Origin of the sequence: Bradyrhizobium sp. NBAIM18 (genome assembly GCF_020193825.1) — a bacterium.
In the GTDB taxonomy this organism is placed as follows: Bacteria; Pseudomonadota; Alphaproteobacteria; order Rhizobiales; family Xanthobacteraceae; genus Bradyrhizobium; species Bradyrhizobium yuanmingense.
The window spans coordinates 71359-95128 of the sequence record NZ_JADYVO010000017.1 but is presented as its reverse complement, the minus strand read 5'-3'; the positions used below and the strand labels follow the sequence as shown (position 1 = coordinate 95128).

General features: G+C 64.8%; 24 protein-coding genes and 2 pseudogenes. 11 read left to right on the top strand and 15 right to left on the bottom strand.

Annotated elements, in window-relative coordinates; translation table 11 throughout:
• Positions 1–102: 102 nt before the first annotated feature.
• Positions 103–714: a LysE family translocator gene (locus I6F17_RS28505; protein ID WP_225130668.1), complete on the bottom strand. Its 612-nt coding sequence runs from the start codon at positions 712–714 to the stop codon at positions 103–105.
• 44 nt (positions 715–758) lie between these two features.
• A complete protein-coding gene (locus I6F17_RS28500) occupies positions 759–1133 on the bottom strand; it encodes a response regulator (protein ID WP_036044151.1) in 375 nt (124 codons plus the stop codon).
• A gap of 121 nt (positions 1134–1254) precedes the next feature.
• On the opposite strand from I6F17_RS28500, the gene I6F17_RS28495 reads away from it, so the two are divergent.
• The gene (locus I6F17_RS28495) at positions 1255–2085 is read left to right on the top strand and encodes an SDR family NAD(P)-dependent oxidoreductase (protein WP_225130666.1); all 831 of its coding nucleotides are present in this window, start codon (positions 1255–1257) and stop codon (positions 2083–2085) included.
• A 180-nt stretch (positions 2086–2265) separates the two neighbouring features.
• Here I6F17_RS28495 and I6F17_RS28490 read toward each other — a convergent pair whose 3' ends face one another.
• Positions 2266–3072, bottom strand: a complete 807-nt coding sequence (locus tag I6F17_RS28490) for a lytic murein transglycosylase (protein ID WP_036044084.1) — start codon at positions 3070–3072, stop codon at positions 2266–2268.
• A gap of 169 nt (positions 3073–3241) precedes the next feature.
• Here I6F17_RS28490 and I6F17_RS28485 point away from each other — a divergent pair, with 169 nt between their 5' ends.
• The 3 genes from I6F17_RS28485 (at position 3242) to I6F17_RS28475 (ending at position 4861) form a co-directional block, all read left to right on the top strand.
• Positions 3242–3748 (top strand): hypothetical protein, encoded by a 507-nt coding sequence (locus tag I6F17_RS28485; protein WP_225130664.1) that lies wholly within the window; start codon positions 3242–3244, stop codon positions 3746–3748.
• A 16-nt stretch (positions 3749–3764) separates the two neighbouring features.
• Complete coding sequence (locus I6F17_RS28480; RefSeq protein WP_225130662.1) at positions 3765–4103, top strand: hypothetical protein; 339 nt, start codon at positions 3765–3767, stop codon at positions 4101–4103.
• Positions 4104–4624: 521 nt separating this feature from the next.
• Positions 4625–4861, top strand: a complete 237-nt coding sequence (locus I6F17_RS28475; protein ID WP_225130661.1) for a hypothetical protein — start codon at positions 4625–4627, stop codon at positions 4859–4861.
• A gap of 18 nt (positions 4862–4879) precedes the next feature.
• Here I6F17_RS28475 and I6F17_RS28470 read toward each other — a convergent pair whose 3' ends face one another.
• Entirely contained in the window at positions 4880–5257 is a 378-nt protein-coding gene (locus I6F17_RS28470; RefSeq protein ID WP_225130721.1) for a DCC1-like thiol-disulfide oxidoreductase family protein, read from the bottom strand.
• Positions 5258–5735: 478 nt separating this feature from the next.
• On the opposite strand from I6F17_RS28470, the gene I6F17_RS28465 reads away from it, so the two are divergent.
• Positions 5736–6464: an outer membrane protein gene (locus tag I6F17_RS28465; RefSeq protein WP_036044076.1), complete on the top strand. Its 729-nt coding sequence runs from the start codon at positions 5736–5738 to the stop codon at positions 6462–6464.
• A gap of 330 nt (positions 6465–6794) precedes the next feature.
• On the opposite strand, the gene rpoD is transcribed toward I6F17_RS28465, so the two are convergent.
• Both rpoD and dnaG read right to left on the bottom strand, forming a co-directional pair.
• Complete coding sequence (rpoD, locus tag I6F17_RS28460) at positions 6795–8930, bottom strand: RNA polymerase sigma factor RpoD (RefSeq protein WP_225190454.1); 2136 nt, start codon at positions 8928–8930, stop codon at positions 6795–6797.
• Positions 8931–9305: 375 nt separating this feature from the next.
• Entirely contained in the window at positions 9306–11303 is a 1998-nt protein-coding gene (dnaG, locus tag I6F17_RS28455) for a DNA primase (protein ID WP_225190453.1), read from the bottom strand.
• Between the two features lie 272 nt (positions 11304–11575).
• Between dnaG and I6F17_RS28450 the strand changes: the two are divergent.
• A pseudogene (locus I6F17_RS28450) lies at positions 11576–12140 on the top strand (chlorite dismutase family protein).
• Here I6F17_RS28450 and I6F17_RS28445 read toward each other — a convergent pair.
• Positions 12137–12535: a gamma-glutamylcyclotransferase family protein gene (locus I6F17_RS28445; RefSeq protein WP_225131652.1), complete on the bottom strand. Its 399-nt coding sequence runs from the start codon at positions 12533–12535 to the stop codon at positions 12137–12139. The pseudogene I6F17_RS28450 and the gene I6F17_RS28445 overlap by 4 nt on opposite strands.
• A 76-nt stretch (positions 12536–12611) precedes the next feature.
• On the opposite strand from I6F17_RS28445, the gene I6F17_RS28440 reads away from it, so the two are divergent.
• Entirely contained in the window at positions 12612–13415 is an 804-nt protein-coding gene (locus I6F17_RS28440) for an N-formylglutamate amidohydrolase (protein ID WP_225131651.1), read from the top strand.
• A 4-nt stretch (positions 13416–13419) separates the two neighbouring features.
• Here I6F17_RS28440 and I6F17_RS28435 read toward each other — a convergent pair whose 3' ends face one another.
• Positions 13420–14040: a LysE family translocator gene (locus I6F17_RS28435; protein WP_081493772.1), complete on the bottom strand. Its 621-nt coding sequence runs from the start codon at positions 14038–14040 to the stop codon at positions 13420–13422.
• Between the two features lie 125 nt (positions 14041–14165).
• Here I6F17_RS28435 and I6F17_RS28430 point away from each other — a divergent pair, with 125 nt between their 5' ends.
• The gene (locus I6F17_RS28430) at positions 14166–14480 is read left to right on the top strand and encodes a helix-turn-helix domain-containing protein (protein ID WP_036040181.1); all 315 of its coding nucleotides are present in this window, start codon (positions 14166–14168) and stop codon (positions 14478–14480) included.
• Positions 14481–14508: 28 nt separating this feature from the next.
• Positions 14509–15021, top strand: a complete 513-nt coding sequence (locus I6F17_RS28425) for an SRPBCC family protein (protein WP_036009564.1) — start codon at positions 14509–14511, stop codon at positions 15019–15021.
• A gap of 172 nt (positions 15022–15193) precedes the next feature.
• On the opposite strand, the gene I6F17_RS28420 is transcribed toward I6F17_RS28425, so the two are convergent.
• A complete protein-coding gene (locus I6F17_RS28420; RefSeq protein WP_225131650.1) occupies positions 15194–15964 on the bottom strand; it encodes a DUF2189 domain-containing protein in 771 nt (256 codons plus the stop codon).
• 240 nt (positions 15965–16204) lie between these two features.
• Here I6F17_RS28420 and I6F17_RS28415 point away from each other — a divergent pair.
• Positions 16205–18432: pseudogene (locus I6F17_RS28415) on the top strand (ATP-binding protein).
• Between the two features lies 1 nt (position 18433).
• Here the strand turns inward: I6F17_RS28415 and I6F17_RS28405 are convergent.
• From I6F17_RS28405 to I6F17_RS28380, 6 genes are all read right to left on the bottom strand, one after another.
• Positions 18434–18877 carry a hypothetical protein gene (locus I6F17_RS28405; protein ID WP_036040178.1) on the bottom strand — a complete coding sequence of 148 codons (444 nt, stop codon included), beginning with the start codon at positions 18875–18877 and terminating at the stop codon, positions 18434–18436.
• A 2-nt stretch (positions 18878–18879) separates the two neighbouring features.
• Positions 18880–19233, bottom strand: coding sequence for a nuclear transport factor 2 family protein (locus tag I6F17_RS28400; RefSeq protein WP_225131648.1), 354 nt, complete (start codon positions 19231–19233; stop codon positions 18880–18882).
• A gap of 98 nt (positions 19234–19331) precedes the next feature.
• Complete coding sequence (locus I6F17_RS28395) at positions 19332–19799, bottom strand: MarR family transcriptional regulator (RefSeq protein WP_225131647.1); 468 nt, start codon at positions 19797–19799, stop codon at positions 19332–19334.
• 9 nt (positions 19800–19808) lie between these two features.
• Positions 19809–21419 (bottom strand): acyl-CoA synthetase, encoded by a 1611-nt coding sequence (locus tag I6F17_RS28390; RefSeq protein WP_225131646.1) that lies wholly within the window; start codon positions 21417–21419, stop codon positions 19809–19811.
• Positions 21420–21606: 187 nt separating this feature from the next.
• On the bottom strand, positions 21607–22743 hold the full coding sequence (locus I6F17_RS28385) for an epoxide hydrolase family protein (protein ID WP_225131645.1): 1137 nt from the start codon (positions 22741–22743) through the stop codon (positions 21607–21609).
• 128 nt (positions 22744–22871) lie between these two features.
• The gene (locus tag I6F17_RS28380; protein WP_225131644.1) at positions 22872–23327 is read right to left on the bottom strand and encodes a GatB/YqeY domain-containing protein; all 456 of its coding nucleotides are present in this window, start codon (positions 23325–23327) and stop codon (positions 22872–22874) included.
• 74 nt (positions 23328–23401) lie between these two features.
• On the opposite strand from I6F17_RS28380, the gene I6F17_RS28375 reads away from it, so the two are divergent.
• Positions 23402–23770 (top strand): hypothetical protein, encoded by a 369-nt coding sequence (locus tag I6F17_RS28375; protein WP_225131643.1) that lies wholly within the window; start codon positions 23402–23404, stop codon positions 23768–23770.

Genomic DNA, 23770 nt, shown 5'->3' with positions numbered 1-23770 from the left:
GGGCTTGTCCCGGCCATCCACGCCTTGCCGCACAGTCCGAAGAGCGTGGATGCCCGGGACAAGCCCGGGCATGACGAGACCTTTCGAGAGGTGACGAAGAAGCTATCGCTCCGACAACGCCAGCTTGGCGCCGAGCGCGGCGAAGCCGGCGGCAAAGGAGCGGCGCAGCCAGGCCATGACGGCCGGGCGGGAGATGACGCGCTCGCGCACCGCGGCGGCGCAGAGGCCGTAGAGCACGAACACCGCAAAGGTCATCGCCATGAAGGCGCCGCTCAATTCCAGCATGCGCGCCAGCACATGGGCCTCGTCCTCCGCGACGAATTGCGGCAGGAAGGCGAGAAAGAAGATCGACAGTTTTGGATTGAGGATGTTGATCAGGAAGCCGGTGACGATGACGCGGCTGCTCGATCTTTCCCTGATCTCGCCCCCAACCGCCAGCGCCCCGGTCTCGCGCAGAGCCTGCCAGGACATGTAGAGCAGATAGGCGACGCCGCACCATTTCAGCGCGGCGAAGGCGAGCGCGCTGGTGTGGAGCACGGCGGCAAGACCGAGCATCGCCGCCGCCATGTGCGGCACGATGCCGAGCGTGCAGCCGAAGGCGGCCGCCACGCTGGCGCGCGAACCGCGGGTCAGCGCCGCGGCCAGCGTGTAGAGCACGCCGGTGCCGGGGGAAGCGACGACGATGAGCGAGGTGAGCAGGAAGGACCAGGTCATGGTCCGACCTTATCACCGCAGGGCGCTGCGAGAAAGCGGGCGCGTCAGGACAGCTGAGCGATCTCGGCCTCGCGCAGCACGTCGAGCGGCGCCCAGGGCTTGGCCCAGAACTTGGCGCCGTCGGGCAGGGCCTGCTTCAAAGGCCGGCCCGAGGTGACGACGACGTCGAGCTTGGGATTGCGGTGCTTGGCGACATGCGCGAGCTCGACGCCGTTCATGCGGCCGGCCAGCTGGACGTCGGTCAGCATCAGACAGAGCGCGCCGGCGTTCTTGTCGAGCACGCGCTCGGCGGCCTCGGCGCTTTCGCACTGGATGACCTGGTAGCCGCTCTCCTCCAGGAGGACGCAAAGCATCTCCCGCTGCATGGCGTCGTCTTCAACGATCAGCGCTGTCGCGCGTAATGGCGTCGCTTGTCCCATCGGCGGCTCCCAATGCATGCCCTCATAACGCATGTTAAAAACCCAGGCGGACGTGGGTTCGGTTTCATTTCAAAAAAAAGTAATTCATAGTTCCATCATCGGGGACTTGACGGGGGAACTCATGACGACGATTCGGGGCGCCGCCGCCATCACGGGAGCCGCGAGCGGCATCGGCCGGGCGCTGGCGATCGAGCTCGCCCAGCGCGGCTGCGACCTCGCGCTGGCCGATCGCGACGAGGGCGGATTGAAGGCGCTCGCGGCGGAGATCGGAACAACGCGCAAGGTCAGCCTGCACCGCGTCGACGTCGGCGAGGCCGGCGACATCGCGCAGTTCGCGAGCGAGGCCATCGCCGCGCATTCTTCCCTCGGCATCGTCGTCAACAATGCCGGCGTTGCGCTGATGGGCACATTCGAGGAGATCGACCAGGCCCAGATGGACTGGCTGTTCGACATCAATTTCTGGGGCGTGGTGCACGGCACGCGGGCCTTCCTGCCGCACCTGAAGACGAAGGCCGAGGCGCACATCGTCAACCTCTCCTCGATCTTCGGCATCATCGCCCCGCCGGGCCAATCGGCCTATGCCGCGGCGAAGTTCGCGGTGCGCGGCTTCTCGGAGAGCCTGCGGCACGAGCTCAGCGTCGCGGGCAGCCCGGTGAAGATGTCGGTCGTGCATCCCGGCGGCATCGCCACCGCGATCGCGCGCAACGCCCGCACCGGCGTCGGCGTCACCGACAATGCCCGCCGCGCGCAATCGATCGAACGGTTCGAGAACGCGGCGAAGACCTCGCCGAAGGACGCGGCACTGCGCATCATCAGGGGCATCGAGCGGAACGAGCCGCGCATCCTGATCGGCAACGACGCCCGCTTCATGGATCTCTTGCAGCGCTTCCGCCCGGGAACCTATTGGGCGCCGCTGCAGCGGCGGCTGGAGAAGATGGCGAAGGGGGCGTAGGCGCGTGGCGCTTCAGCAGTGCTCTCCTATCACCCCACCCACCGCTGTCATGCCCCGGCTTGACCGGGGCATCCAGTACGCCGCGGCCCCTCGGCTCCATCGCTGCTCTCTGGAATACTGGATCGCCCGGTCAAGCCGGGCGATGACAGCGAGTATGTGGGACGCTCGTGCCACCAGTCGTCACTGCCCCATCAGCCGATCGGCGAAATAGCCGATGGTCTTGCGGTACACCACCGCCCTGTTCCACTCGCGCATCGCCTCGAAGTTCGGCGTGCCCTCGCCATAGGGCTGGCCCATCTTGAAGCCGCTCGTGTGCAAGAGGTTCGCGGTCGAGGCGAGCACGTCGGGGATGCTGTGGCGGAGGTCGACATGGCCGTCGCCGTCGAAATCGACGCCGTACTTGATGTAGGACGATGGCAGGAACTGGGTCTGGCCGATCTCGCCGGCATAGGCACCGATCATGTCGCGCAGCTGGAGGTCGCCGCGCTGCACGATCTTGAGCGCGGCCAGCAGCTCGCCCTGGAACAGATCGGTGCGGCGGCAATCATGCGCGAGCGTCGCCAGCGTGCGGACCACCGGCAGCTTGCCGGTGTCGCCCTTGCCGAAATCGCTCTCCAGCCCCCAGATCGCGACCAGGATATAGCGGGGCACGCCGAACTTCTGCTCGATGCGCGACAGCAGCGCGGCATGCCGCTGCAGCATCGCGCGCCCGCCATTGATGCGGCCGGGGCCGACCCGGGTCGAGACGTACTGCTCGAAGGTCTTGTTGAAGGTGTAGCGCTGGCGGCGGTCGAAGGCGAGCACCGCAGGGTCGGGCGCAACGCCGCCGAGCGCCGCATTGGTCACGCCAGCCGAGACGCCGGCGGCCTGAGCCTCCTGCGCCATGCTGGCGATGAAGCCGTTGAAGTCGCCGCCGCAGCGGGCGGCCTGCGCCGACCCGCCGGCCAGAGACGCGACCAAGGCGGCAGCGAAAAGCAGTCTCAGCATGTGGAGCAATCCCCCAAGAATCCCAGTGCGAAGCAGCGCAGATCATGCCCGGGAACGCCACGAGCGTCAAAGCGCAAGGCTCGAAGGACAAGGCTCGCAGCAAGGCTTGATCCGCATCAAACCGTCCCACGCCGTGCTTTCTAGACTGGACCGAGCAGGAGAACCGCACATGACCGGAATTACCTTGACCGCCGAGCAGATCCGCAATGCGCCCGCCCCGGTGCGGCAATGGATCGAGCAGGAGGTGATCGCCGCGCTCGGCCTTGCGCCACGGACGCCGGCGGCCGCGCCGTCGCAAGTCCCCCACCTCGTCGCCTGCAGCGTGGAAGACATGGCCGGCGTGCTCGAGCACATCCGCGGCGCGCTTCCGGCCGTGAACGTGCTGTTCGAGCTCGGCCGCCCCGGCATCAGCTTCGGCCGCCCCGCGGTGATGACGTTCCGCCTGATGGACCTCCTGCATCACACGCGCCTCTCGGACGTCAGCGAGGTCATGACGTGTCTCGAGATGATCAACCAGGCGCTGACCGAGGTGAAGAAGGACGCTTCCGTGCGGTTCTGCGGCTTCGACAATGAGGGCCATTGCCTGATCGCGCCGCAGACGCAGGAGAGTATCGCGACGCTGTGGCAGACCATGATGGAACGGCAGCAGGCGGCGCGCGCGGCGCCGGCGGCGTGACGGGAACGGCATCGCCATGCGCAACCGCCAGCAGCCTCCATCGACCCGCTCCCTCCTGCGCATCCCGCTGTTTCGCCTGCTCGCCATCAACCTCGCGATCGGCGCCGCCGCCGCCGTGCTCTTGGTCGGCGGCCTGCTCTGGCTCAACCCCGGGCATCTGCGCGAGCTGATCTTCGCCGACCGCGCACCCGGCATTGCGCTCGTGCTGCTGCTCGCTTCCTTCCTCATCACCTTCGGCTCGGCCGCGATGGGCAGCGCGATCATGGCGCAGGGACGCAAAGAGCCTGGCGACAAAGGCGGCGGACGGGGATCACGGCTCGCCGTGCAGGAGGTGGTGCACCGCCGGCGAGATTGAGGCGCGCAGCGCGAAGCGCGTGCGTCGGCGCCGAAACAAAACCGCAAAAACAACCCCATGCACAGTAGAAGTCTTGATGTGATCTTTACGATTTTTCCGAATCAACGTTGACCGTCGGGCAAAACAGTGGTATGGTGCCAACATCGCAAGACTCCAGACGCTGATGCCCGCGCGCTCTCGTTGCCTTCCGAGAGCGCGGCAAGATGAACAAAGTACTTCGAGGATCCAAAGCATCTGATTTTCGAAATTGTGGGAAATCGCGATATCCATCAGCTGCATATCTGATGCGCCTGCTGCGACATCGTCGCGCGGCGATTTACCTTGCCATCGCGGCGCGCCTTCTATAGCCTTCTATTTTAGGTTGTCGCCCTGCCAGCCCCGGGCGACGCTGAAAAGATAAACGGCGGGCTTCGGCCCGCCGTTTATTGAAAGGCGTGGCGACGATCGCGAAAGTCATTTGTCCGAAAGTTATTTGCCCGAAAGTCATTTGACTGCGGCGTCCTGATCGAGGACAAGCCGCCATGGCCAAAAAACCCGGAACCAACCCCAAAGGCGAATTCGTCTTCTTCAACGTCGTCTACGAAGACGATTCCCAACGCTCCAACCGCCGCGTGCCGGCCGAGCTCCTCGGCGGCCTCGACGGCGACGAACCCGCCCGCGCCTTCATCATGGAACAGGACCGCGAGATCGCGGAAAAGTCAGGCAAGCCGGCGCTGGAGATCAAGCGGATCGAGCGGGTGGGGGCGAAGAAGAAGTAGAAGGGCCGAGGTGGGCGCTCACCAGCGCCCGCTCCATCTATTCCAGGCAAATAGCAGATCGGCAAACCGGTCATAGGCAAACCGCGTGACCGGCACCGCCACGCGATTGCCTGATAGCGCCGCAAGCCACCCCTGCCCAGGCGTTAACCGCCACAGTGCAATCGCGACATCCGTGCCGACGATAAGCCGGCCGGCCTCGTCGGTCGCATGAAGTCGGCGCCTGATGTCGTCGAGCGAACCGCCAAAGTGCGCCAGCGCGTCAGGCTGCTCGTTGACGTCCCTGAACTCGACCGTGCCCGCACACACCAGCGCCAGCAGCTTGTTGCGGTGCCAGTCGATGCCGGCGTCACAGACGGGGCAGCGGGTGTTGTAGTAGACGGTGAGGTGGGGTGGCATCAATGCGCCGTTCTCGTCGGAATTATAGGCCGAGAGAAAGCCAGGTGAACGCCTTCTAAAGCTGCCGTTACAAACGCACAAGGAAGGGCGACCCGACCTCGGCCCGTCGAATTGCGCGGCAGCCTCGACGGCGACGAGCCCGCGCGCAACTTTATTGGGGAGCAGGATCACGAGTCGCGGAAAAAGCGCGAGGCCGGTGCTGGAGATCGAGCGGATTCAGGGGCGGGGCAAAGAAGAAGTTGTCCCCGTCATTGCGAGCGCAGCGAAGCAATCCAGAGATGCGTCTGGATGGCGGCAGAGCAGACCTGATTTGCTTAACCTGAGTTCTTCGCGTTTTGACCCCGAGCGCATCGCGCGTGAAGTGGGGCCACTGCTCATATTGCGGGCAGCTGTGGCGCACAGGTGACACTTGGAGGGCGACTCATGGGCTATACTGCATCATCAATTCGCATTCCATGTCTGAAAGTTGGGAAAGATAATGAAAAAGCTCGCCATCGCCGCTGCCGCTCTCGTCCTCGGTACCGCCGGCGCGTCAGCAGCCGATCTGGCCGCCCGGCCTTACACCAAGGCGCCCGCGCCCGTCGCTGCCGTTTATAACTGGACCGGATTCTACATCGGTGCGCAGGTTGGTTACGCCTGGGGCGATAACAGCACCCGTGAGTTCGTCACCGCAACCGGCGTCCCCACCGGCTTCGTCCAAGGCTTCAACGCTGATGGCGTCGTTGGCGGTGGTCACATCGGGTACAACTGGCAGTTTGGCCAATTCGTCTTCGGTCTCGAAGGCGATCTGGAAGGCTCGGATGTCAAGGGCGGTTATCGTCTTGGAAACCTCAACGGCACGGACTTCCGGATTGATGCTCAGGCCTCCATCCGTGGTCGCCTCGGTGTTGCTTTCAACAATTCGCTGCTCTACGTGACCGGCGGTGCGGCCTGGGCTGATATGGACCACACTTACGTGCTTGCGAACGCTCTGTTTGAGACCGTCTCCACCACGCGCACCGGCTGGACCGTGGGCGCAGGCTGGGAATACGGCTTCACGCCCAATTGGTCGGCCCGTGTTGAATATCGCTACACGGACTTCGGCAATTTCCGGAATGCCTCTACCGCTGCGTTCCCCGGCTTCTCGTACGAGCATGATCCGGTATTCCACACCGTGCGTGCGGGTGTCAGCTATCGCTTTGGCGGCCCGGCGGTCTCGGCCTACTGATCTATCCAACCTGACCAGAATCAGAGTCTCAAAGCCCCGGCTTCGTCCGGGGCTTTTTGTTGCCTGCTAGCGAAAAATACTAGAAATAGGATTGGGACGGGCGGGCCGTGGCGATATCAGCTGCTAGCCCATCTCGGAAGTCGGGCGCCGTCCGCTCTTTTGTTGCTGTCGGAATAGAAGCAGACATGGATAGGGCAATCGCCTGGTGAGTACAAACTGCAGCCTGGATTGCTTCGTCGCAAGCGCTCCTCGCATTGACGGGGCGAGAGCCGGGTCAAAGAAAAACGGCGGGCTGTTGGCCCGCCGTTTTCGTTCTGATTGGAATCCGGATTAATTATCCAAAAAGCTCCGCAGCTTCCTCGACCTCGACGGATGCTTCAGCTTCCTAAGCGCCTTCGCTTCGATCTGGCGAATACGCTCTCTCGTCACCGAGAACTGCTGGCCGACCTCTTCCAGCGTATGATCCGTGTTCATGCCGATGCCGAAGCGCATGCGGAGCACGCGCTCTTCGCGCGGGGTGAGCGAGGCGAGGACGCGCGTGGTGGTCTCGCGCAAATTGGACTGGATCGCGGCGTCGATGGGCAGGATCGCGTTCTTGTCCTCGATGAAATCGCCGAGATGCGAATCCTCTTCGTCACCGACCGGCGTCTCCAGCGACAGCGGCTCCTTGGCGATCTTGAGGACCTTGCGGACCTTCTCCAAGGGCATGCCGAGCTTTTCGGCGAGCTCTTCCGGGGTCGGCTCGCGGCCGATCTCGTTCAGCATCTGGCGGGACGTGCGCACGATCTTGTTGATCGTCTCGATCATGTGCACGGGGATGCGGATGGTGCGGGCCTGGTCGGCGATCGAGCGGGTGATCGCCTGCCGGATCCACCAGGTGGCGTAGGTCGAGAACTTGTAGCCGCGGCGGTATTCGAACTTGTCGACCGCCTTCATCAGGCCGATGTTGCCTTCCTGGATCAGGTCGAGGAACTGCAAGCCGCGGTTGGTGTACTTCTTAGCGATCGAGATCACGAGGCGGAGGTTGGCTTCCACCATCTCCTTCTTGGCCTGGCGGGCCTCGCGCTCGCCCTTCTGCACGGAGTGCACGATCTTGCGGAACTCGACGATCTCGAGGCCGGTCAGCGCGGCGAGCTGATGCACCTCGTGGCGGAGGTCCTTGATGCGGTCCTTCTCGTGGTGGACGAAGTTCTTCCAGCCCTTGGCCGACAATTTCGAGACACGGTTGAGCCAGCGCGGATCGAGCTCCGAGCCGGTGTAGTTGCGCAGGAAATCCTCGCGCGCGACGCCGTGGCTGTCGGCAAGGCGCATCAGGCGGCCCTCATGCGAGACGAGGCGCTTGTTGATGTCGTAGAGCTGCTCGACGAGGCTGTCGATACGGGCCTGGTTGAGGCGCAGCGACTTCACCTCGACGATGATCTCGTCCTTCAGCTTCTTGTACTTGCGCTCCTGGTGCGGCGAGAGCGACTCGTTCTGGAGCTGGTTCTGGATGTCCTGCTCCTGAAGCTTGCGCAGCTTCTTGTAGCTGTCGGCGATGCGATCGAAGATCTCGACCACCTTCGGCTTGAGCTCGGCCTCGATCGCCGCGAGCGACATCTGGTTCTCGAACTCGTCGTCGTCCATGTCGGCTTCGGCCGCGGCCTCGCCCGGATCCTTCTCCTCGCCCTCGGGGGCGGCCGCGGGCGCGGCGCGGAACGGGGTCGGCGACGGGGGCGCGGCGGGCGGCGCGACATGCGCGGGCGCGGCTGCAGACGCGGTGGCTTCGCCGCCCTCGGCCGAGGCTTCGCCGCCCTCGCCATTGGGACCTGCGATCATCGCGGTGTTCATGCCGCCCTTGGCGTCCGGGCCGGCATAGGTCGCTTCGAGATCGATGATGTCGCGGAGGAAGATCTTGCCTTCGTTGAGCTCGTCGCGCCAGATGATGATGGCCTGGAAGGTCAGCGGGCTTTCGCAGAGACCCGCGATCATCGCCTCGCGGCCGGCCTCGATGCGCTTGGCGATCGCGATTTCGCCCTCGCGGGAGAGCAGCTCGACCGTGCCCATCTCGCGCAGATACATGCGCACGGGATCGTCGGTGCGCTCGCCCGGCTCGCTCTTCTTGACCTCGGTGACGGCCTTCTGGGTGACCTCGACGAGCTCGTTATCGGTCTCGTCGTCGCCCTCGTCCTTCTCCTCCTCGCCTTCGGTGTCGTCGGCTTCGGTGACGTTGATGCCCATGTCCGAGAGCATCGACATGATGTCCTCGATCTGTTCGGGCGAGGTCTGGTCGGACGGCAAGACTTCGTTGAGCTGATCGAAGGTCACGAAGCCGCGCTTCTTGGCCTGCTTGATCATCTTCTTCACGGCGGCGTCGGACAGGTCGAGCAAGGGCGAGGGCGCGTCCTGGGAGTCCTTCTCCGGCGCATCCGCTGCCTTGTCGTCTTTTTCCTTGTCCTTCGCCTGCAGCGTCTTTGCCTTGGTGGCCATCCATTGCTCCTAAACGCGCTTCATGCGAGACGCGCCGCGCCTTCGCGTGAATTCACATGAACCTGTTGCTCGACGCTCTCGCTTCGGCAGCTCTCGACACGGAAAGGGCGGCGCACAAACCTCTCGCCACCCCCAACTCTCTCTCGCCGGAATTGCCTAACGCTTCGTCAGCCTCTTTGTCGCGGCGGATGCAGGTGTAGTGCCAACAGCGATTGCGCGGATTCATTCCTGACGCGTCTGTTATGCCTGCGGCCGCCTCTGGGCCAAAGTGCTACAAGACCGTTAAGCCTCGATTAACCCTGTTTTTGCCGCCAAACCTAGGATTTGGCGAGTCTTTTAGCGGTTCCAGCCGTGGCCGTCCGCATGTTTCTTTCATCACATGCTCTTCTGGAGCCGGCCCGACAGCTCGCCAAAACCCTCGATCAGGGCTTCGGTACCGTCGACTTCCCCTATCCGAGCCTTGACGTCACGCAGCCACGCCAAATTGGCCTCGCTGGGATCCTCCCCCAAGGCCAGCTCGGCGTCTTTCAGCTCTCTAAGTAGTGAATGCCATTGCCGATGCAAGGCAACCAGCTGGTGCCAGGTGGCAAGAACGTCGTCCCGCGCCGCGCCCTCGCGGGCGGCCCACACCGCCTGGGTCGTGATGACATTCTCAACCCTTTGAAGAGTTTGAGAAAATCCGCCCTTTGCGAGGTCGCCGCGCATCTTTTCTGCCTGCTCGCCGGGGTCCGGCGAGTGGTGATGGTCGTTGGCGAAGGCGGCGATGATGCCGGCCCTGAGCTTGTGGGCCTCGGGATGGGCCAGCTCCAGGGCGGCGACCTCCTCCAGATGCTCGTGCAGCAGCCAGGGGTGGTTGATCAGGCATTGCAGGATCAGCGCCTCCCGGCGGGAGATGGCGCTGCGCTGGCCTCGCAGGATCGGGCTTGCCGCCAGCTGCGGGCTCGCCGCCTGGTAGGGGCCGGACGGTAGCGGGGTCGGACCCGGGGCGCCGCGGCGGCCGCCGAACCCTTGTCCGCCGAATCGATTCGCCCCGCCCCGCGGCTGAAACGGCCGGCCGCCACCGGGGCGGAAATTGCCCCGGCCGCCAAAGCCGCGCCCGCCTTCGGGAGCAAACGTGCGCTGCAGCCGCTCGACGAATTCGTCGCGATAATAGCGCCGCACCACCTCATCGCGGATGCCGTTCGTGAGCTCCCTGATGCGCGCCTCCAGCGCGGCGCGCCGCTCGGGCGTGGCGAAATTGCCGCCCTCGAGCTCGCGCGACCAGATCATGTCGGCGAGCGGACGGGCGGCGGCGATGACCTCCTCGATCGCGCCGCGCCCGCCCGAGCGCACGAGATCATCGGGGTCCTGCCCTTCCGGCAGCAGCGCAAAGCGAAGACTCTTGCCGGGCGCGAGGAACGGCAAGGCAAGGTCCGCAGCACGATAGGCCGCCTTCTGTCCGGCGCGGTCGCCGTCGAAGCAGAGGATCGGCTCGTCCGCCATCTTCCAGAGCAGCGCGAGCTGGCTTTCGGTGAGCGCGGTGCCGAGCGGCGCGACGCTGCCGGCAAAGCCCGCGGTGACCATGGCGATGACGTCGACATAGCCTTCGACCACGATCAGTGGGCTGCCGTCATGGGTGGCTTTGCGCGCGGTCTGGTGGTTGTAGAGATTGTCGCCCTTGTGGAAGAGCGGCGTCTCCGGCGAATTCAGGTATTTGGCCGGAACGTCCTTCTCCAGCGCGCGCCCGCCGAAGGCGATGACGCGGCCGCGCAGATCGGTGATCGGAAACATCACGCGATCGCGGAAGCGATCGTAGGGAACGGGGATGTCGTCGCCGCCGATCAACAGACCGGTCTCGACCATGTCCTCGACGGAGACGCCGAGCTTGCCGAGATGCTCCTTCAGCGCGAATCTTTCGCCCGGCGCATAGCCGAGGCGGAACTGCAATTGCGTCGCCGGCGAAATGGCGCGGTCGGCGAGATAGCCGCGCGCTTTCGCGCCCACGCGCGAGGCCAGCGTCTCGGCGAAGAATTTCGCCGCGAGATCCATCACGTCATGCAGCGAGCGCCGCCGCTGCTCCTCGCGCGCGGCGTTGGGCGTCACCGCCGGCAGCGGCAGGCCCGCCATATTTGCAAGCCGCTCCACCGCTTCCGCGAACGGCAGGCCGTCGGTCTCCATCACGAAGGTGATGATGTCGCCGTGCTTGCCCGAGGAGAAGTCGTGATAAAAACCCTTCTGGTCGTTGACGTAGAAGGACGGCGTCTTCTCCTGCTGGAACGGCGACAGCCCCTTCCACTCGCGCCCGGCCTTCTTCAGCTTGACGCGCTTGCCCACGACCTCGGAGACCGAAAGCCGGGCACGAAGCTCGTCGAGGAACTGGGGCGTGAAGCGCATGGGGCGAGTTTAGCCGAGCGTTTGAGTCGGGCGAAGGATCAGGGATATAGGGACGGCCCGGTCAAAGGCCAGGTTTGTCGGGCTTATCCGGCTTATTCGACCTATGCACAGGCCTACAGTCATTGCTCCGTCATTCCGGGGCGCGCGTAGCGCGAGCCCTCCATGGCGCCGCCGGGATGCTCGGAGAAATGGATTCCGGGCTCGCGCCAAGGGGCGCGCCCCGGAATGACGAGCCACTTGAACCGCGCCCGGTTCCACGCTTCCATACCGCCATGTTCAGGACCTTTCGGGGCGGCCAGACCCGGGGGTTGGCGGGTGACCTCGCTCTCGCCTGTGACGGGCGAGTCCCTGCCCTTCGTGCCGGCGCTGTCGGTGACCGACAGCGAGGCCGTCTCGTTGCCGCTGGTGCCCTCGCGCAATGCCTGGCGGCTGGTCGGCGTCGCCAGCAGCCTGCGCTACACGGAGCGGGCCGAGAAGCAGCAACTCGTCGCCGTGCAGGCCGGCCTCGGCCGGCTGGAGGCCACCAGCGCAGCACTGATCCCGATCCGCAAGTCGCAGGCCTGGTGGGAGCTGACCCAGGAAGAGCGCCGCAAGATCTTCGAGGACAAGTCGCACCACATCGCGAGCAGTCTTCGTTTCCTGCCCGCGATCGCGCGCCAGCTCTATCATTGCCGCGATCTCGGCGGCCCCTTCGATTTCCTGACCTGGTTCGAATTCGCCCCCGTGCACGCCTCGCTGTTCGAGGAGCTGGTGGCGATGCTGCGGCGGACCGAGGAATGGACCTATGTCGAGCGCGAGGTCGACGTGCGCGTGGTGAAGGAAGTGCTGTCGGCTTAGCGATCGAGGAATCGCCCGGATTCGATGCGCGGCAGATCGGTGACGGGCCAGTTGTAGACGTAGGTCCAAGCCTTCCCGGTGGTGCCGTCGGGCAGCGTCACCTCGATCATCTGCCGCAGATATTCGGTTGGCTCCGGAAAGCCCTCGCCGCAGGCCTCGTACATGTCGAGCTCGCGCAAGAGCTCGTCCGGCACACGCAGGTGAAACAGCTCGCCATGGACGATGTCGGTCGCCGCCTCGGAGAGCAGCAATCCCGGATAGTGCTTCACCAGAACGAGCCGGCCGCGGCAGGTGGCTTCACTGATGAATTCCGCATGGCCGGCGAGCAGCCGCGCCATCGGGTGGTCGAAGGCGCGCATCAGGGTGCCGTAAACGAAAAGTCGATCCGAGCTCATGCCGTTCCAACGTTGCGGCATCGGTGCGATACCGCTACTCCGTTTACACAGTTTGTCATTCCATAGGCAAATCAGGATGGCTTTGGATATAGCCGACGCAACTGACCAGCTGCTCGGCGAGGGCGACATTCCGCCCGTGCATGAGGTGAATACGGCAGGGACATCGCCGTTCCTGCTCACCGCGGACCATTACGGACGGGTGCTGCCGCGCGCGCTCGGCGATCTCGGCGTCGCGGAGAGCGATCTCGTCAGGCATATCGCCTGGGATATCGGCATCGCCGGCGTCGCCGAGCGGCTCGCCGAGATGCTCGATGCGCATCTGATCGCGCAGCGCTATTCGCGCCTGGTGATCGACTGCAACCGCCCGCCCGGCGTCGCAAGCTCGATCCCTGAGATCTCCGAGGCGACCGCCATCCCCGGCAATGAGGATCTGTCCGCCGCGGCCAAGGAGATGCGCCGGCGCGAGATCTTCGATCCCTATCACCGCCGGATTGGCGCTGCGATCGATGCGCGCATCAGGGCGGGCAGGCCGACGGTGCTGGTGGCGCTGCACAGCTTCACGCCGGTCTATTACGGCGAGCCGCGGCCCTGGCACATCGGCACGCTCTATCACCGCGACACCGTGCTGCCGCTTCTGATGCTGCAGCATTTGCGGGCCGAGAGCGCGCTCGTCGTCGGCGACAACCAGCCTTATGCGGTGAGCGACATCACCGACTACACGATTCCAATCCACGGCGAGGCGCGCGGCCTCGTCAACACCGGCATCGAGATCCGCCAGGACCTGATCGCCGAGGAGAGCGGCCAGCAGCAATGGGCCGAGCGGCTGGCGCGGATCCTGCGCGAGATCGAGGCCACGCTGCGCGAGCAGGGAATGAGTTAAGCGGTCACTTCGCCCGCGTCAGTGCCAGCCAGATGCCGCCGCCGATCATGAAGCCGCCTGAGATGCGCGACACCATCCGCGTTCGCCGCGCCGAGAAGAATTTTCGGGCGCGCCCGGCGGCAATCGCGTAGAGCGCATCGGTCATCACCGCCGTCACCATGAAGGTGGCACCCAGCAGCGCGACCTGCGGGAAATGCGGCTGGCTCATGTCCATGAATTGCGGGATGAAAGCGCCGAAGAACACCAGCACCTTGGGGTTCGACAGCAGCACCAGGAATCCCTGCAGGAAGAAGCCGCCGCGCGGCGGCGGAGGCGGTGCGTCGACAGCGACGCCTTCGACCGGCTCCCAGATCAGCTTGATGCCGAGCCAGATCAGATATGCGGCGCCGGCAAAGCGCACCCAGTCGAACCAATAGCCCATGGTCGCCATCAGCGAGGTCAGGCCGATCGCAACGATGCCGATGACGATGGCAAGCCCGGCCTGCGCGCCGGCCACGTTAATGAGCGCCGCACGCGTGCCGTGGCGCAAGCCATTGGCGATGACGAGGGTGACGATCGGCCCCGGCAGCAGCGCCAGCGCAATGCAGGCGGCGACGAAGGCGAGGTAGGCTTGCATGGACATCATGGGAGGGACTCGCTGAGGGCGGTTTCGCCGCATTAATGCATGGCGAGCGCTGGAACGGAAGACGCGTCAGTCGCTCCAAGCCGATCCCTTGACATGCAACCATTTAGTTGCCTATTATCGCCGCCATGGATGAGGTCTTCAAGGCGCTCGCGGATAGCTCGCGACGTTCGCTGCTCGACAGGCTTCACGCCAGAAACGGCCAGACACTGAACGAGCTCTGCGAGGGGCTTGCGATGACGCGACAGGCCGTCACCAAGCACCTTGCCATCCTGGAGGAAGCGAACCTCATCACCACCATCAGGCATGGACGCGAGAAGCTGCACTACCTCAACCCGATGCCGATCCATCAGATCGGCGAACGCTGGATCAGGAAGTTCGAGCGCAGCAAGCTCGCCGCGCTCAACGAGCTGAAACGTCAGTTGGAGAACGGCGACGAGTGAGTCCGCTCAACGAAGGATTTGATGCACGATGAACCTCGATCAATTCAAGCCGCTGACCGTCTACACCATCTACATCGCCTCGACGCCCGAGAAGGTGTGGGAGGCGCTGACGTCCGCCGAGTTCAGCCGCAAATATTTTTCCGGCTTTGCGGTGGAGATGGAGCCGAAGCTCGGCGGCAGCTTCGTCGTGCATGCGCCCGACGGCTCCGAGCACATCCGCGGCGAAGTGTTCGAATACGATCCGCCGAGGAGGCTCACAGTGAGCTGGAACGTCAATTGGCCGGACCTCGTGGAAAAGCTCGGCACCACCATCGTCACCTACGAGATAGAGCAGGCCGGCGAAGCCGTCCGCCTCACCCTGAGCCAACGCCACGACCGCGAGCTCAGCGACGACATCCTTTCCGGCGGCCGCACCGGCTGGCCCGCGATCCTCTCCGGATTGAAGAGCCTGCTGGAGACCGGCAAGGCGCCGCATATCGAGATGTCCCCGCCGGTGCGGTTGCTGGAGGCGCTGAAGGCGATGGGGATCAAGGTGCCTTGAGCGAGGCAATCTCCGCTGTCGTCCCGGGGCGCGCGAAGCGCGAGCCCGGGACCCATAACCACAGGATAAAGTTTGGCGAAGACTCGTGGTTACGACTTCGCGCCCCAACTTCTCCCTGGGGTTACGGGCCCCCGCCCCCGTGCGCAACTGCGCACTAGGCGGGGGCGACGGCCTACACCGGCGCCACCAACCGGCGGTACAGGTGCCATGTCGCATGCCCGAGCACCGGCAGCGTGACCACCAGCCCGAGAAAATAGGGCAGCGCCGAGACGATCAGCAGCATCACGATCAATGCGGCCCAACCGATCATCGGCAGCGGGCTCGTCACCACCGCGCGCACGCTCGTCACCATGGCCGTGACGAAATCGACCTCGCGATCGAGCAGCAGCGGGAACGACACCACGGTCAGCGAGAACAGGATCAGCGACAGCACGGCCCCGACCGCATTGCCGATGGCCAGGAACAGCAGGCCCTCGCTGGTCGTCAGCACCACCGTCATGAATTCCTGCAAGCTCGAGAACGAGGCGTTGAGGCCGAGCAGCAGCGCGATCAGGAGCCGCACCTGGTACATCCAGACCACGAACACGAACAACGTCACGAAAGCCATCCAGCCGATCTCGCTGCGCGAGCGGATCGCTGACCAGATCGCAGCGAACGAGACCGGTTCGCCGAGCTCACGGCGCCGGCTGACTTCGTAGAGGCCGATCGCAACGAACGGTCCGATCAGCGCGAAGCCGGCAGCGAGGGGATAGACCAGGTAGACCATGCCGAAGGCGGTGAGACAGAGCATGATGACGATGCCGCCGGCGGCATAGAGCGCGCCGAAGCAGAGACCGTAGAGCGGCAGCGCCTGGAAATCGCGCAGCCCCTCGACCAGCGCCTCGGCGATGTCGACCGCCGCCACCGGACGCACCACCGGATCGACCTTGCCCGAGATGGACATCAGCTTCCTCCGCAGATCGGCGCGATCTTCGTCGCGCGCATGCCGCGATATTAGCGCCGCCGCGCGGCGGCGCAACTTGATGCCGGCCGGCGCGAAGGTTAGCAGCGAAACGACGATGCTCGCACGGCGAAATCGTTAGCCTTTCGCGCGATTTTTGCACCGACCGCTATGGACGGGGCAGATGATCGTGCCGCAAATTGCACCTCCGAATACCGTCGCCCGAGAGCCGATCGCCCACCGATGAGCCTGCGTACCCGGTTACTTATCCTCGTCATCGCGGCCATGCTCGTGCCGGCGATTCTGGTCGGGCTGCGCTTCGTGCAGAACCGGACGAGCGAGATCGACGCGGCGCTGGCCAATCTCGCCGCATCCGCCGACGACATCGCCAGCGATCTCGGCGAGAAGATCCAGGGGACTGCCCAGCTTCATTACGGGCTCGCCCGCGCCCGCGACCTCGACACGCGCGACAAGGCGGCATGCTCGGCGTTTCTGTCGGATGTCCGCGAGGAATATCCGCAGTTCACGGGTATCCTGACCATCGATCCCGACGGCAGGCTGTTCTGCGACTCGCTGCGGACCAACCGCACGCTCGACCTGAACGACCGCGGCTATTTCAAAGAGGTCCAGACTCTTCACGGCCTCGTCGCGGTGGAACCGGTGTTCGGCCGCCTCACCGGACTGTCGGTGCTGCAAATCGCCTATCCGGTGCGATCGGATACAGGCGCGCTGAAATTCGTGCTGCTGGCCTCCTTCAACCTGAACAAATTCGCGGAGTTTCACGACAAGCGGCTGCTCGCCGAGAAGGACATCCTGCTCGTCGACGCCAAGGGCACGGTCCTGGCCGCCCCCAAGCGCGGCGGCTGGAGCGTACCCATCGGCGGCTCCATTGCGGGCTCCGACCTGTTCCGCTTCGCGGCAGATCCCGACGGCGAACCATTCCGGGAGATCGCCGATCGCGACGGCCGCACGCAGATCTGGGGCGTTGCCCGCTCGCCCGCGATCCGTAAGGCCGGACTCTATATCTTGGTGGGGCGGTCCAAGGACGGACTGATCGCGGCAGCGAACCGCCGGCTTTACGAGGACATGGCGATCCTGGCGGTGGCCTCGCTGCTGCTCCTCGCCGGCCTCTGGATCCTCACGACCGTGAGCATCGGACGGCAGGTCGGACGGCTCGCCGCCATGGCGAAGAGCCTCGGGCACGGCGATCTCAGCGCGCGCATTCCGGAGCCCCATCCGGGGGGCGAGCTCGGCGGGTTGATGACGCTGCTCAACAGCACGGCCGAATCGCTCGAGCAGCAGCGCGCCGCCATCGCCGATCTCAGCCACAAGCTCAGCCAGTCGCAGAAGATGGAAGCCATGGGCCAGCTCACGGGCGGCGTGGCGCACGATTTCAACAATCTCCTGACCGTCATTCTCGGCAATTCCGAGCACCTCGCCGACAGGCTTGCGGGCAACGAGGAATTGCACCGGATCGCCGACGACATTGCGACCGCCGCCGAGCGGGGTTCCGACCTGACGCGGAGCCTGCTCGCCTTCGCGCGCAAGCAGCCGCTGCGGCCGCGCGAGATCGACATCGCCGAGCAGGTGACCGGCATGAAGCAGCTTCTGCAGCGGACCCTGGGCGAGCACATCGAATCCAGCTTCACGTTCGCCCCGGACCTCTGGCTCGCCAGCGTCGATCCCGGCCAATTGGCGACGGCCGTGCTCAACCTCGTGCTCAACGCGCGCGACGCGATGCCTGACGGCGGCAAGCTGATGGTCGAGGTGCGGAATGCATCGCTCGGTGAATCCGACCTCGACGTCAACGGCGAGCCGCGGCCCGGCGACTACGTCATGCTGGCCGTGAAGGATACCGGGTCGGGCATGAGCAGCGAGGTGTTGCAGCGCGCGTTCGAGCCGTTCTTCACCACCAAGGAGGTCGGCAAGGGGACCGGCCTTGGCCTCAGCATGGTCTACGGGTTTGCGCAGCAATCCGGCGGACTCGTGCAGATGCAGTCCGAACCAGGTCAAGGCAGCGTGGTCAGGCTGTACTTTCCTCGCTCGCGACGTCGCCGAGCAAGGAGCCCTCGCCGGCAGAGCGTGTCGCCGCACCCGAGGGATACGAGAAGATCCTCGTCGTCGAGGACGACGACATGGTGCGCGCCTATGTCGAGAACGAGCTGAAAGCGCTCGGCTACCGCGTCGTCACGACGGCAAACGGACCCGCGGCGCTGGACGTGCTGCGCCAGTCCGCGGACATCCAGCTGCTGTTCACCGACGTCGTGATGCCCGGCGGCATGTTCGGGCCGGAGCTGGCGAGGCAGGCCGCTCAGCTGCGGCCCGGCCTCAAGGTGCTCTTCACGTCCGGCTACAGCCAGGATCCGGTCAAGACGCCCGACGGGATCGACGCATGCATTCTGACCAAGCCGTTCCGGCGCAAGGAGCTCGCCGCGATGCTGCGCGCGGCCCTTGCGGAGCCGCCGCGCTAGATCAGGACGCAATCGTGAGCTGCAGCGCCACTGCGAGATTGGCCGCGAACAGAGCCGCATCGATGACGAAGATCCGGAGCATCGGGCCCTTCAACACCGGCCAATAGGCCACCCCGACGCGGCCGCCGCGCATCAGCACCGGGACGTTATAGGCGAACTGGCTGAAATGGCAGGCGGCAAAGAACAGGAACAGCGCGAGCTGCGCTTCGGCCGGCTGGAAGAAGGACGGACGGGCGGCCAGAAGATAAAGCGACAAGAGCCCGATCGGCAGATTCATGCCGCCGAGGAACGCGACGCTCGCTGCAAGGGTCGGCGCGATCGGATTGCTGCGCTCCTCCCGCGGCAGCAGGATCTTCAACGTGTTGGTTTGCGCGATGCTGAACTGGATGAACGCGCCCACGAACCAGAGCGTGTTGAGAAGCAGGACGATATCCGAAAATCGCATGGTCATTTCCCGTAGAAGGCTTCACTGCGCACCACACGGCCCGCATCGTCGAAGTCCATGAACTCGCTGGCGCGCGTATCGCCCAATTGCCACCACACCGTCAGTCGCGCGATCACCTCGTCCCAGCTCCAGTCCAGGATCTTCAGGTCGGCGCTTTCGATGTGGCCGTAGGCTTTCCGCCAGTAGGCGCGAATGTTCTCGGCGCCGGTGACGGTCGGAGACCCCGTCAGGGTAAGCGCGAGAGGGCTGCGCATCTGCGCATCGTCGGCGAAATGGACGACGACCGCGTCGATGTCCACTTTGCACCAGTTCGCGCACCATGCCGCGACGAAGCTTGCGGCGGCCGCGCGGTCCATTGCCTGTCCGCTCACGACACGGATCCTCCCTTCGGCTTGTGGCCCGGAAGGTGGCAAAGCGCGCGCCTCATGTCAATTATGTTGACTTGAGATTTCGGTCAGTTGTTGTCGGCGATCGCCTCCATCACGCCGATCCATCCTGCCGCACCGCTCGCCCCGACGCGCGCGAACGCCTCGCGCATGACCTGGCGCTCGTGGTCCGAGGCGCGTTGCTCGATGCGCCGCCCCGCTTCCGTCAGGCGCAGCAATTTCGAGCGGTGCTGCTCCGGCGCGCGCTTTGAGGTCAGGAGCTTGCGCTCCAGCAGCAGATTGAGCGGACGGTTGAGGGCCTGCTTGGAAATGCCGAGGATCTCGATCAGCGCGCCGATGGCGATGTCGGGTCGGCGTGCCACCACGTAGAGGATGCGATGGTGCGGACGCGACAGGCCCTGCTTGGCCAGATATGTGTCGGCCTCAAGCGTCATGCCGCGCCAGCCGTAATACATGAGCTCCAGCGCCGTATCGAGCTCGTGCAGCTTTGCAAGCGAGGCGCGGTGAAGCCCCGCGGCTTGAGACGTCTTTAACATGATTGGAAGCTAGCCTCTCGCCCGCAGCTCGCGGCGCAGCACCTTGCCGGTCGCCGTCATCGGCAGCGTCTCCGTGAATTCGACGAAGCGCGGATATTCGTGCGCGGCGAGCTGCACCTTGACGAAGTCCTGAATCTCGCGCGCCAGCGCGTCACTGCTGGCAAAGCCCGGACGCAGCACGATCCAGGCCTTGATCGATTCGGTGCGGATCGGATCGGGAATGCCGACCACCGCAGCCATGGCCACGGACGGATGTTTCATCAGCGTGTGTTCGATCTCGGAGGGGCCGACGCGGTAGCCGGCGGTGGTGATGACGTCGTCCTCGCGGCTGACGTACCAGAAATAGCCGTCCTCGTCCTGCACGCCGAGATCGCCGGTGAGCAGGAAATCGCCGGCATATTTCTTCGCGGTCGCCTCCGGATTCCGCCAATATTCGAGCATGGTGACGGGGCACGGTTGGCGCACGCCGATGATGCCGCGCTGCCCCCGCGGCAATTCCTCGCCCTTGTCGTTGACGATGCGGACATCGAAGCCCGGCGTCGCCTTGCCCATCGCACCCGGACGGATCGGAAACAGGTTCGCGTTGCTGCCGATCACAAGGTTGCACTCGGTCTGGCCGAACACCTCATGCGCGTCGACACCAAACGTCTCGCGCACCCAGCCGAGCAATTCACCCCCGAGAGACTCGCCGCCGGTGAAGATGCTGCGCAGCTTGACGCCGGAATGCTTGACGCCGGCCTGCCGCATCAGCTTCAGGGCCGTCGGCGGCAGGAAGACGTTGCGGACCGCAAGATCGGCCATCATCTGCATCGCCGCCTGCGGCTCGAATTTTCGCGCGCGATGGCCGACCAGGGGAATGCCGTGGTACCAGAACGCGAGCAGACCGTTGATGAGCCCGCCGATCCAGGCCCAATCCGCCGGCGTCCACATGAGATCGCCGGGCCTGGGCAAGAAGTTGTGGCACATCTCCACATTCGGCAGATGGCCGAGCACGACGCGATGCGCATGCAGCGCGCCCTTCGGGTTACCCGTCGTGCCCGAGGTGTAGATGATCAGCGCGGGATCGTCGGCCGAGGTATCCGCGCGCGTAAAGTCGGGCGAAGCGGCCTTCACCGCATCCCAAAACGATGTCGTGCCGGCGACCGCGCGACCGCCCACGACGTAGACGTTCCTCAGCTCCGGCAGGCGGTCGCGGATCTTCGCCAGCTTCTCCCAGCCGGCTTCGTCGGTGACGATCGCCTTGGCTTGCGAATTCGACAGACGGAATTCCAGCGCGTCCTCGCCGAACAGGGCGAACAGCGGGATCGAGATCAGGGCAGAGCGAAACGCCGCCATGTGCACGATCGGCAATTCCAGCGACTGCGACAGGAACACCGCGACGCGGTCGCCCCGCACCAGCCCGTCCGCCTTCAGCACATTGGCGAAGCGGCGCGACATCTCCGCGACCTCATCGAAGGTGGTGCGGCTGGTGGCGCCGGTGTCGTCGACATAGATCAGCGCAAGCCGGCCGGTGCCGTCGGCGTAGCGATCGCAGCACGCTTCCGCGATGTTGAAGCGCGCGGGGATATCCCAACGGAAGTTGCGGACGAGCTCGTCGTAGGTTGCGGCTTCGGTCAGCATGGTATGGTCGTTTCCGGTGTCTTGTTATTATCGTTCAGTCTAGGGCCGCGGGCGCACGGGACAAGTCCCTCGCCATCATTCCGGGGCGCCCGAAGGGCGAGCCCGGAATCCATCGGGCCACAGGAAATGCCGCTTGATGGATTCCGGGTTCGACGCTGACGCGTCGCCCCGGAATGACGGCGGAGACTCACCGCACCGTCGCAAAAAACTTCCGGACATCGCGCACGAACAGCTCCGGCTGCTCGAAGGCGGCGAAGTGACCGCCCTTCTCCATCTCACTCCAATGCGTGATGTCATGGAAGTTCGGCTCCATCCAGCGCCGCACCGGCGTGACGATCTCCTTGGGGAACACCGCGACACCCGTCGGCACCTTCACCACCGGCGTGGTGCGGCGCTTGCCAAAGCTCTCCCAATAGAGCCGCGCCGACGAGGTCGCCGTCTGCGTCGCCCAATAGAGCATGACGTTGTCGAGCAGCTCGTCCTTGCTGAAGATGTTTTCGGGGTGTCCGTTGCAATCGGTCCAGGCGCAGAATTTTTCCAGGATCCAGGCCGCCTGCCCGCTCGGCGAATCCGTCAGGCCATAGCCGAGCGTCTGCGGCCGCGTCGATTGCTGCTTGGAGTAGCCGGAATCGAGATCGACATAATGCTTGAGGCCGGCCAGCGCCCGCTTCTCCTCTGCCGTCGGGTCGCCCTCGACCTTCGGCGCCGCGTTGAAGGCGAGCGTGATGTGGATGCCGGCGCAGTGCTCAGCGTCCTGCGCGCCGAGCGAAGTCGTCACCGCCGAGCCCCAGTCGCCGCCTTGCGCGCCATAGCGCGCGTAACCCAGCCGGTCCATCAGCTTGGCCCAGGTCGCGGCGATGCGATCGACGCCCCAGCCGGTGGTCCTTGGCTTGCCCGAGAAGCCGAACCCAGGCAGCGAAGGGCAGATCACGTGAAAGGCGTCGGCGGGATTGCCGCCATGCGCGGCTGGATCGGTGAGCGGCGCGATCACCTTCTGGAACTCGACGATGGAGCCGGGCCAGCCGTGGGTGATGATCAACGGAAGCGCCGAAGGCTCCTTCGCACGCGCGTGGATGAAGTGGATGTCGAGCCCGTCGATCCCCGTGGTGAACTGCGAGAAGCGATTGAGCTTTGCCTCGCGCGAGCGCCAGTCGTACTCGTTGGCCCAATAGGTGCAGATCTCCTGGATCCATTTCAGCGGCGCGCCCTGGCTCCAGTCGTCGACCAATTCGGCATCGGGCCAGCGCGTGCGAGCGAGGCGTGACTTCAGGTCGGCGAGGATGTCGTCGCCGATGGCGATGCGGAACGGATTGATGGCGGTCATCGGTTGCCTCCCCTTGTTCTTGTTGTCATTCCGGGGCGCGCGTAGCGCGAGCCCGGAATCCATTTCGCAACGGAGTCGGAAGCCCGATGGATTCCGGGTTCGTGCTCCGCACGCCCCGGAATGACAGCTCAGCCCGACAGCGCAGCCTTCACGAGACCAGACGCCTTGCCGAAATCCATCTGCCCGGCGTATTTCGCGCGCAGCGCGGCGATCACCTTGCCCATGTCCTTCATGCCGGCAGCGCCCGTCTCGGCGATCGCATCCGCGATCGCCTTCTTCACGTCGTCCTCGGACATCTGCTTCGGCAGATACGCCGAGATCACCGCGATCTCCTCGCGCTCCTGCGCGGCAAGCTCGGCGCGGCCGCCCTTGTCGTAGAGCTCGACCGCCTCCTGGCGCTGCTTGATCATCTTCTGCAGCACCGCGAGGATGTCGGCGTCCGACAGCGGCGGCTTGCCGCTGCCGCGCGCGTCGATGTCGGCGTTCTTGATGGTCGAGTTGACCATGCGCAGCGTGGACAGCTTGCGCTCGTCCTTGGCCTTCATGGCCTCCTTGACCGCATTGTTGATGTCGTCGCGCAGCATGATCGCCTCGTTTGGAAATAGTCCGGAAAGACTCGTGGTCTACAACAAGATGTCGGGTCAATATAGGTGCTTGGATGAAGACCGGAAAGCATCTCGCCATGTTGGCAGTCTGCCTCGTGGTGCTCTGGGCAAGCCGTTTCGGGCCCTACACCTGCGGCTCGCTTCCGGCCTTCACCGGAGAAACCGGAACGTCCTGGCTCGCGATCGCGGCGAACGGCCTCTTTCTGGTCCTTCTGCTGTACCTGCCGGCCTACGACTTCATATCCCTGCTGACCTACAAGCTCGGCTGGGAGCCAAGGTTCGATCCGCTCGTGGTCTACGAGGGCGAATTCTCGACGAATCCGGTCTCCACGAAAACCCGGCGCATACTTTACGCGGTGGATATTGCCGCGGTTGGCTTCTTCCTCCTGCCGCTATGGACCAAGGCCGCCTACTGCGGGTGA

Excerpts from the sequence above, each read along its gene's own strand:
- I6F17_RS28505 (WP_225130668.1), bottom strand. The coding sequence starts at position 714 with ATGACCTGGTCCTTCCTGCTCACCTCGCTCATCGTCGTCGCTTCCCCC.
- I6F17_RS28500 (WP_036044151.1), bottom strand. The coding sequence starts at position 1,133 with ATGGGACAAGCGACGCCATTACGCGCGACAGCGCTGATCGTTGAAGAC.
- I6F17_RS28495 (WP_225130666.1), top strand. The coding sequence starts at position 1,255 with ATGACGACGATTCGGGGCGCCGCCGCCATCACGGGAGCCGCGAGCGGC.
- I6F17_RS28490 (WP_036044084.1), bottom strand. The coding sequence starts at position 3,072 with ATGCTGAGACTGCTTTTCGCTGCCGCCTTGGTCGCGTCTCTGGCCGGC.
- I6F17_RS28485 (WP_225130664.1), top strand. The coding sequence starts at position 3,242 with ATGACCGGAATTACCTTGACCGCCGAGCAGATCCGCAATGCGCCCGCC.
- I6F17_RS28480 (WP_225130662.1), top strand. The coding sequence starts at position 3,765 with ATGCGCAACCGCCAGCAGCCTCCATCGACCCGCTCCCTCCTGCGCATC.
- I6F17_RS28475 (WP_225130661.1), top strand. The coding sequence starts at position 4,625 with ATGGCCAAAAAACCCGGAACCAACCCCAAAGGCGAATTCGTCTTCTTC.
- I6F17_RS28470 (WP_225130721.1), bottom strand. The coding sequence starts at position 5,257 with ATGCCACCCCACCTCACCGTCTACTACAACACCCGCTGCCCCGTCTGT.
- I6F17_RS28465 (WP_036044076.1), top strand. The coding sequence starts at position 5,736 with ATGAAAAAGCTCGCCATCGCCGCTGCCGCTCTCGTCCTCGGTACCGCC.
- rpoD (WP_225190454.1), bottom strand. The coding sequence starts at position 8,930 with ATGGCCACCAAGGCAAAGACGCTGCAGGCGAAGGACAAGGAAAAAGAC.
- dnaG (WP_225190453.1), bottom strand. The coding sequence starts at position 11,303 with ATGCGCTTCACGCCCCAGTTCCTCGACGAGCTTCGTGCCCGGCTTTCG.
- I6F17_RS28445 (WP_225131652.1), bottom strand. The coding sequence starts at position 12,535 with ATGAGCTCGGATCGACTTTTCGTTTACGGCACCCTGATGCGCGCCTTC.
- I6F17_RS28440 (WP_225131651.1), top strand. The coding sequence starts at position 12,612 with ATGGCTTTGGATATAGCCGACGCAACTGACCAGCTGCTCGGCGAGGGC.
- I6F17_RS28435 (WP_081493772.1), bottom strand. The coding sequence starts at position 14,040 with ATGATGTCCATGCAAGCCTACCTCGCCTTCGTCGCCGCCTGCATTGCG.
- I6F17_RS28430 (WP_036040181.1), top strand. The coding sequence starts at position 14,166 with ATGGATGAGGTCTTCAAGGCGCTCGCGGATAGCTCGCGACGTTCGCTG.
- I6F17_RS28425 (WP_036009564.1), top strand. The coding sequence starts at position 14,509 with ATGAACCTCGATCAATTCAAGCCGCTGACCGTCTACACCATCTACATC.
- I6F17_RS28420 (WP_225131650.1), bottom strand. The coding sequence starts at position 15,964 with ATGTCCATCTCGGGCAAGGTCGATCCGGTGGTGCGTCCGGTGGCGGCG.
- I6F17_RS28405 (WP_036040178.1), bottom strand. The coding sequence starts at position 18,877 with ATGCGATTTTCGGATATCGTCCTGCTTCTCAACACGCTCTGGTTCGTG.
- I6F17_RS28400 (WP_225131648.1), bottom strand. The coding sequence starts at position 19,233 with ATGGACCGCGCGGCCGCCGCAAGCTTCGTCGCGGCATGGTGCGCGAAC.
- I6F17_RS28395 (WP_225131647.1), bottom strand. The coding sequence starts at position 19,799 with ATGTTAAAGACGTCTCAAGCCGCGGGGCTTCACCGCGCCTCGCTTGCA.
- I6F17_RS28390 (WP_225131646.1), bottom strand. The coding sequence starts at position 21,419 with ATGCTGACCGAAGCCGCAACCTACGACGAGCTCGTCCGCAACTTCCGT.
- I6F17_RS28385 (WP_225131645.1), bottom strand. The coding sequence starts at position 22,743 with ATGACCGCCATCAATCCGTTCCGCATCGCCATCGGCGACGACATCCTC.
- I6F17_RS28380 (WP_225131644.1), bottom strand. The coding sequence starts at position 23,327 with ATGCTGCGCGACGACATCAACAATGCGGTCAAGGAGGCCATGAAGGCC.
- I6F17_RS28375 (WP_225131643.1), top strand. The coding sequence starts at position 23,402 with ATGAAGACCGGAAAGCATCTCGCCATGTTGGCAGTCTGCCTCGTGGTG.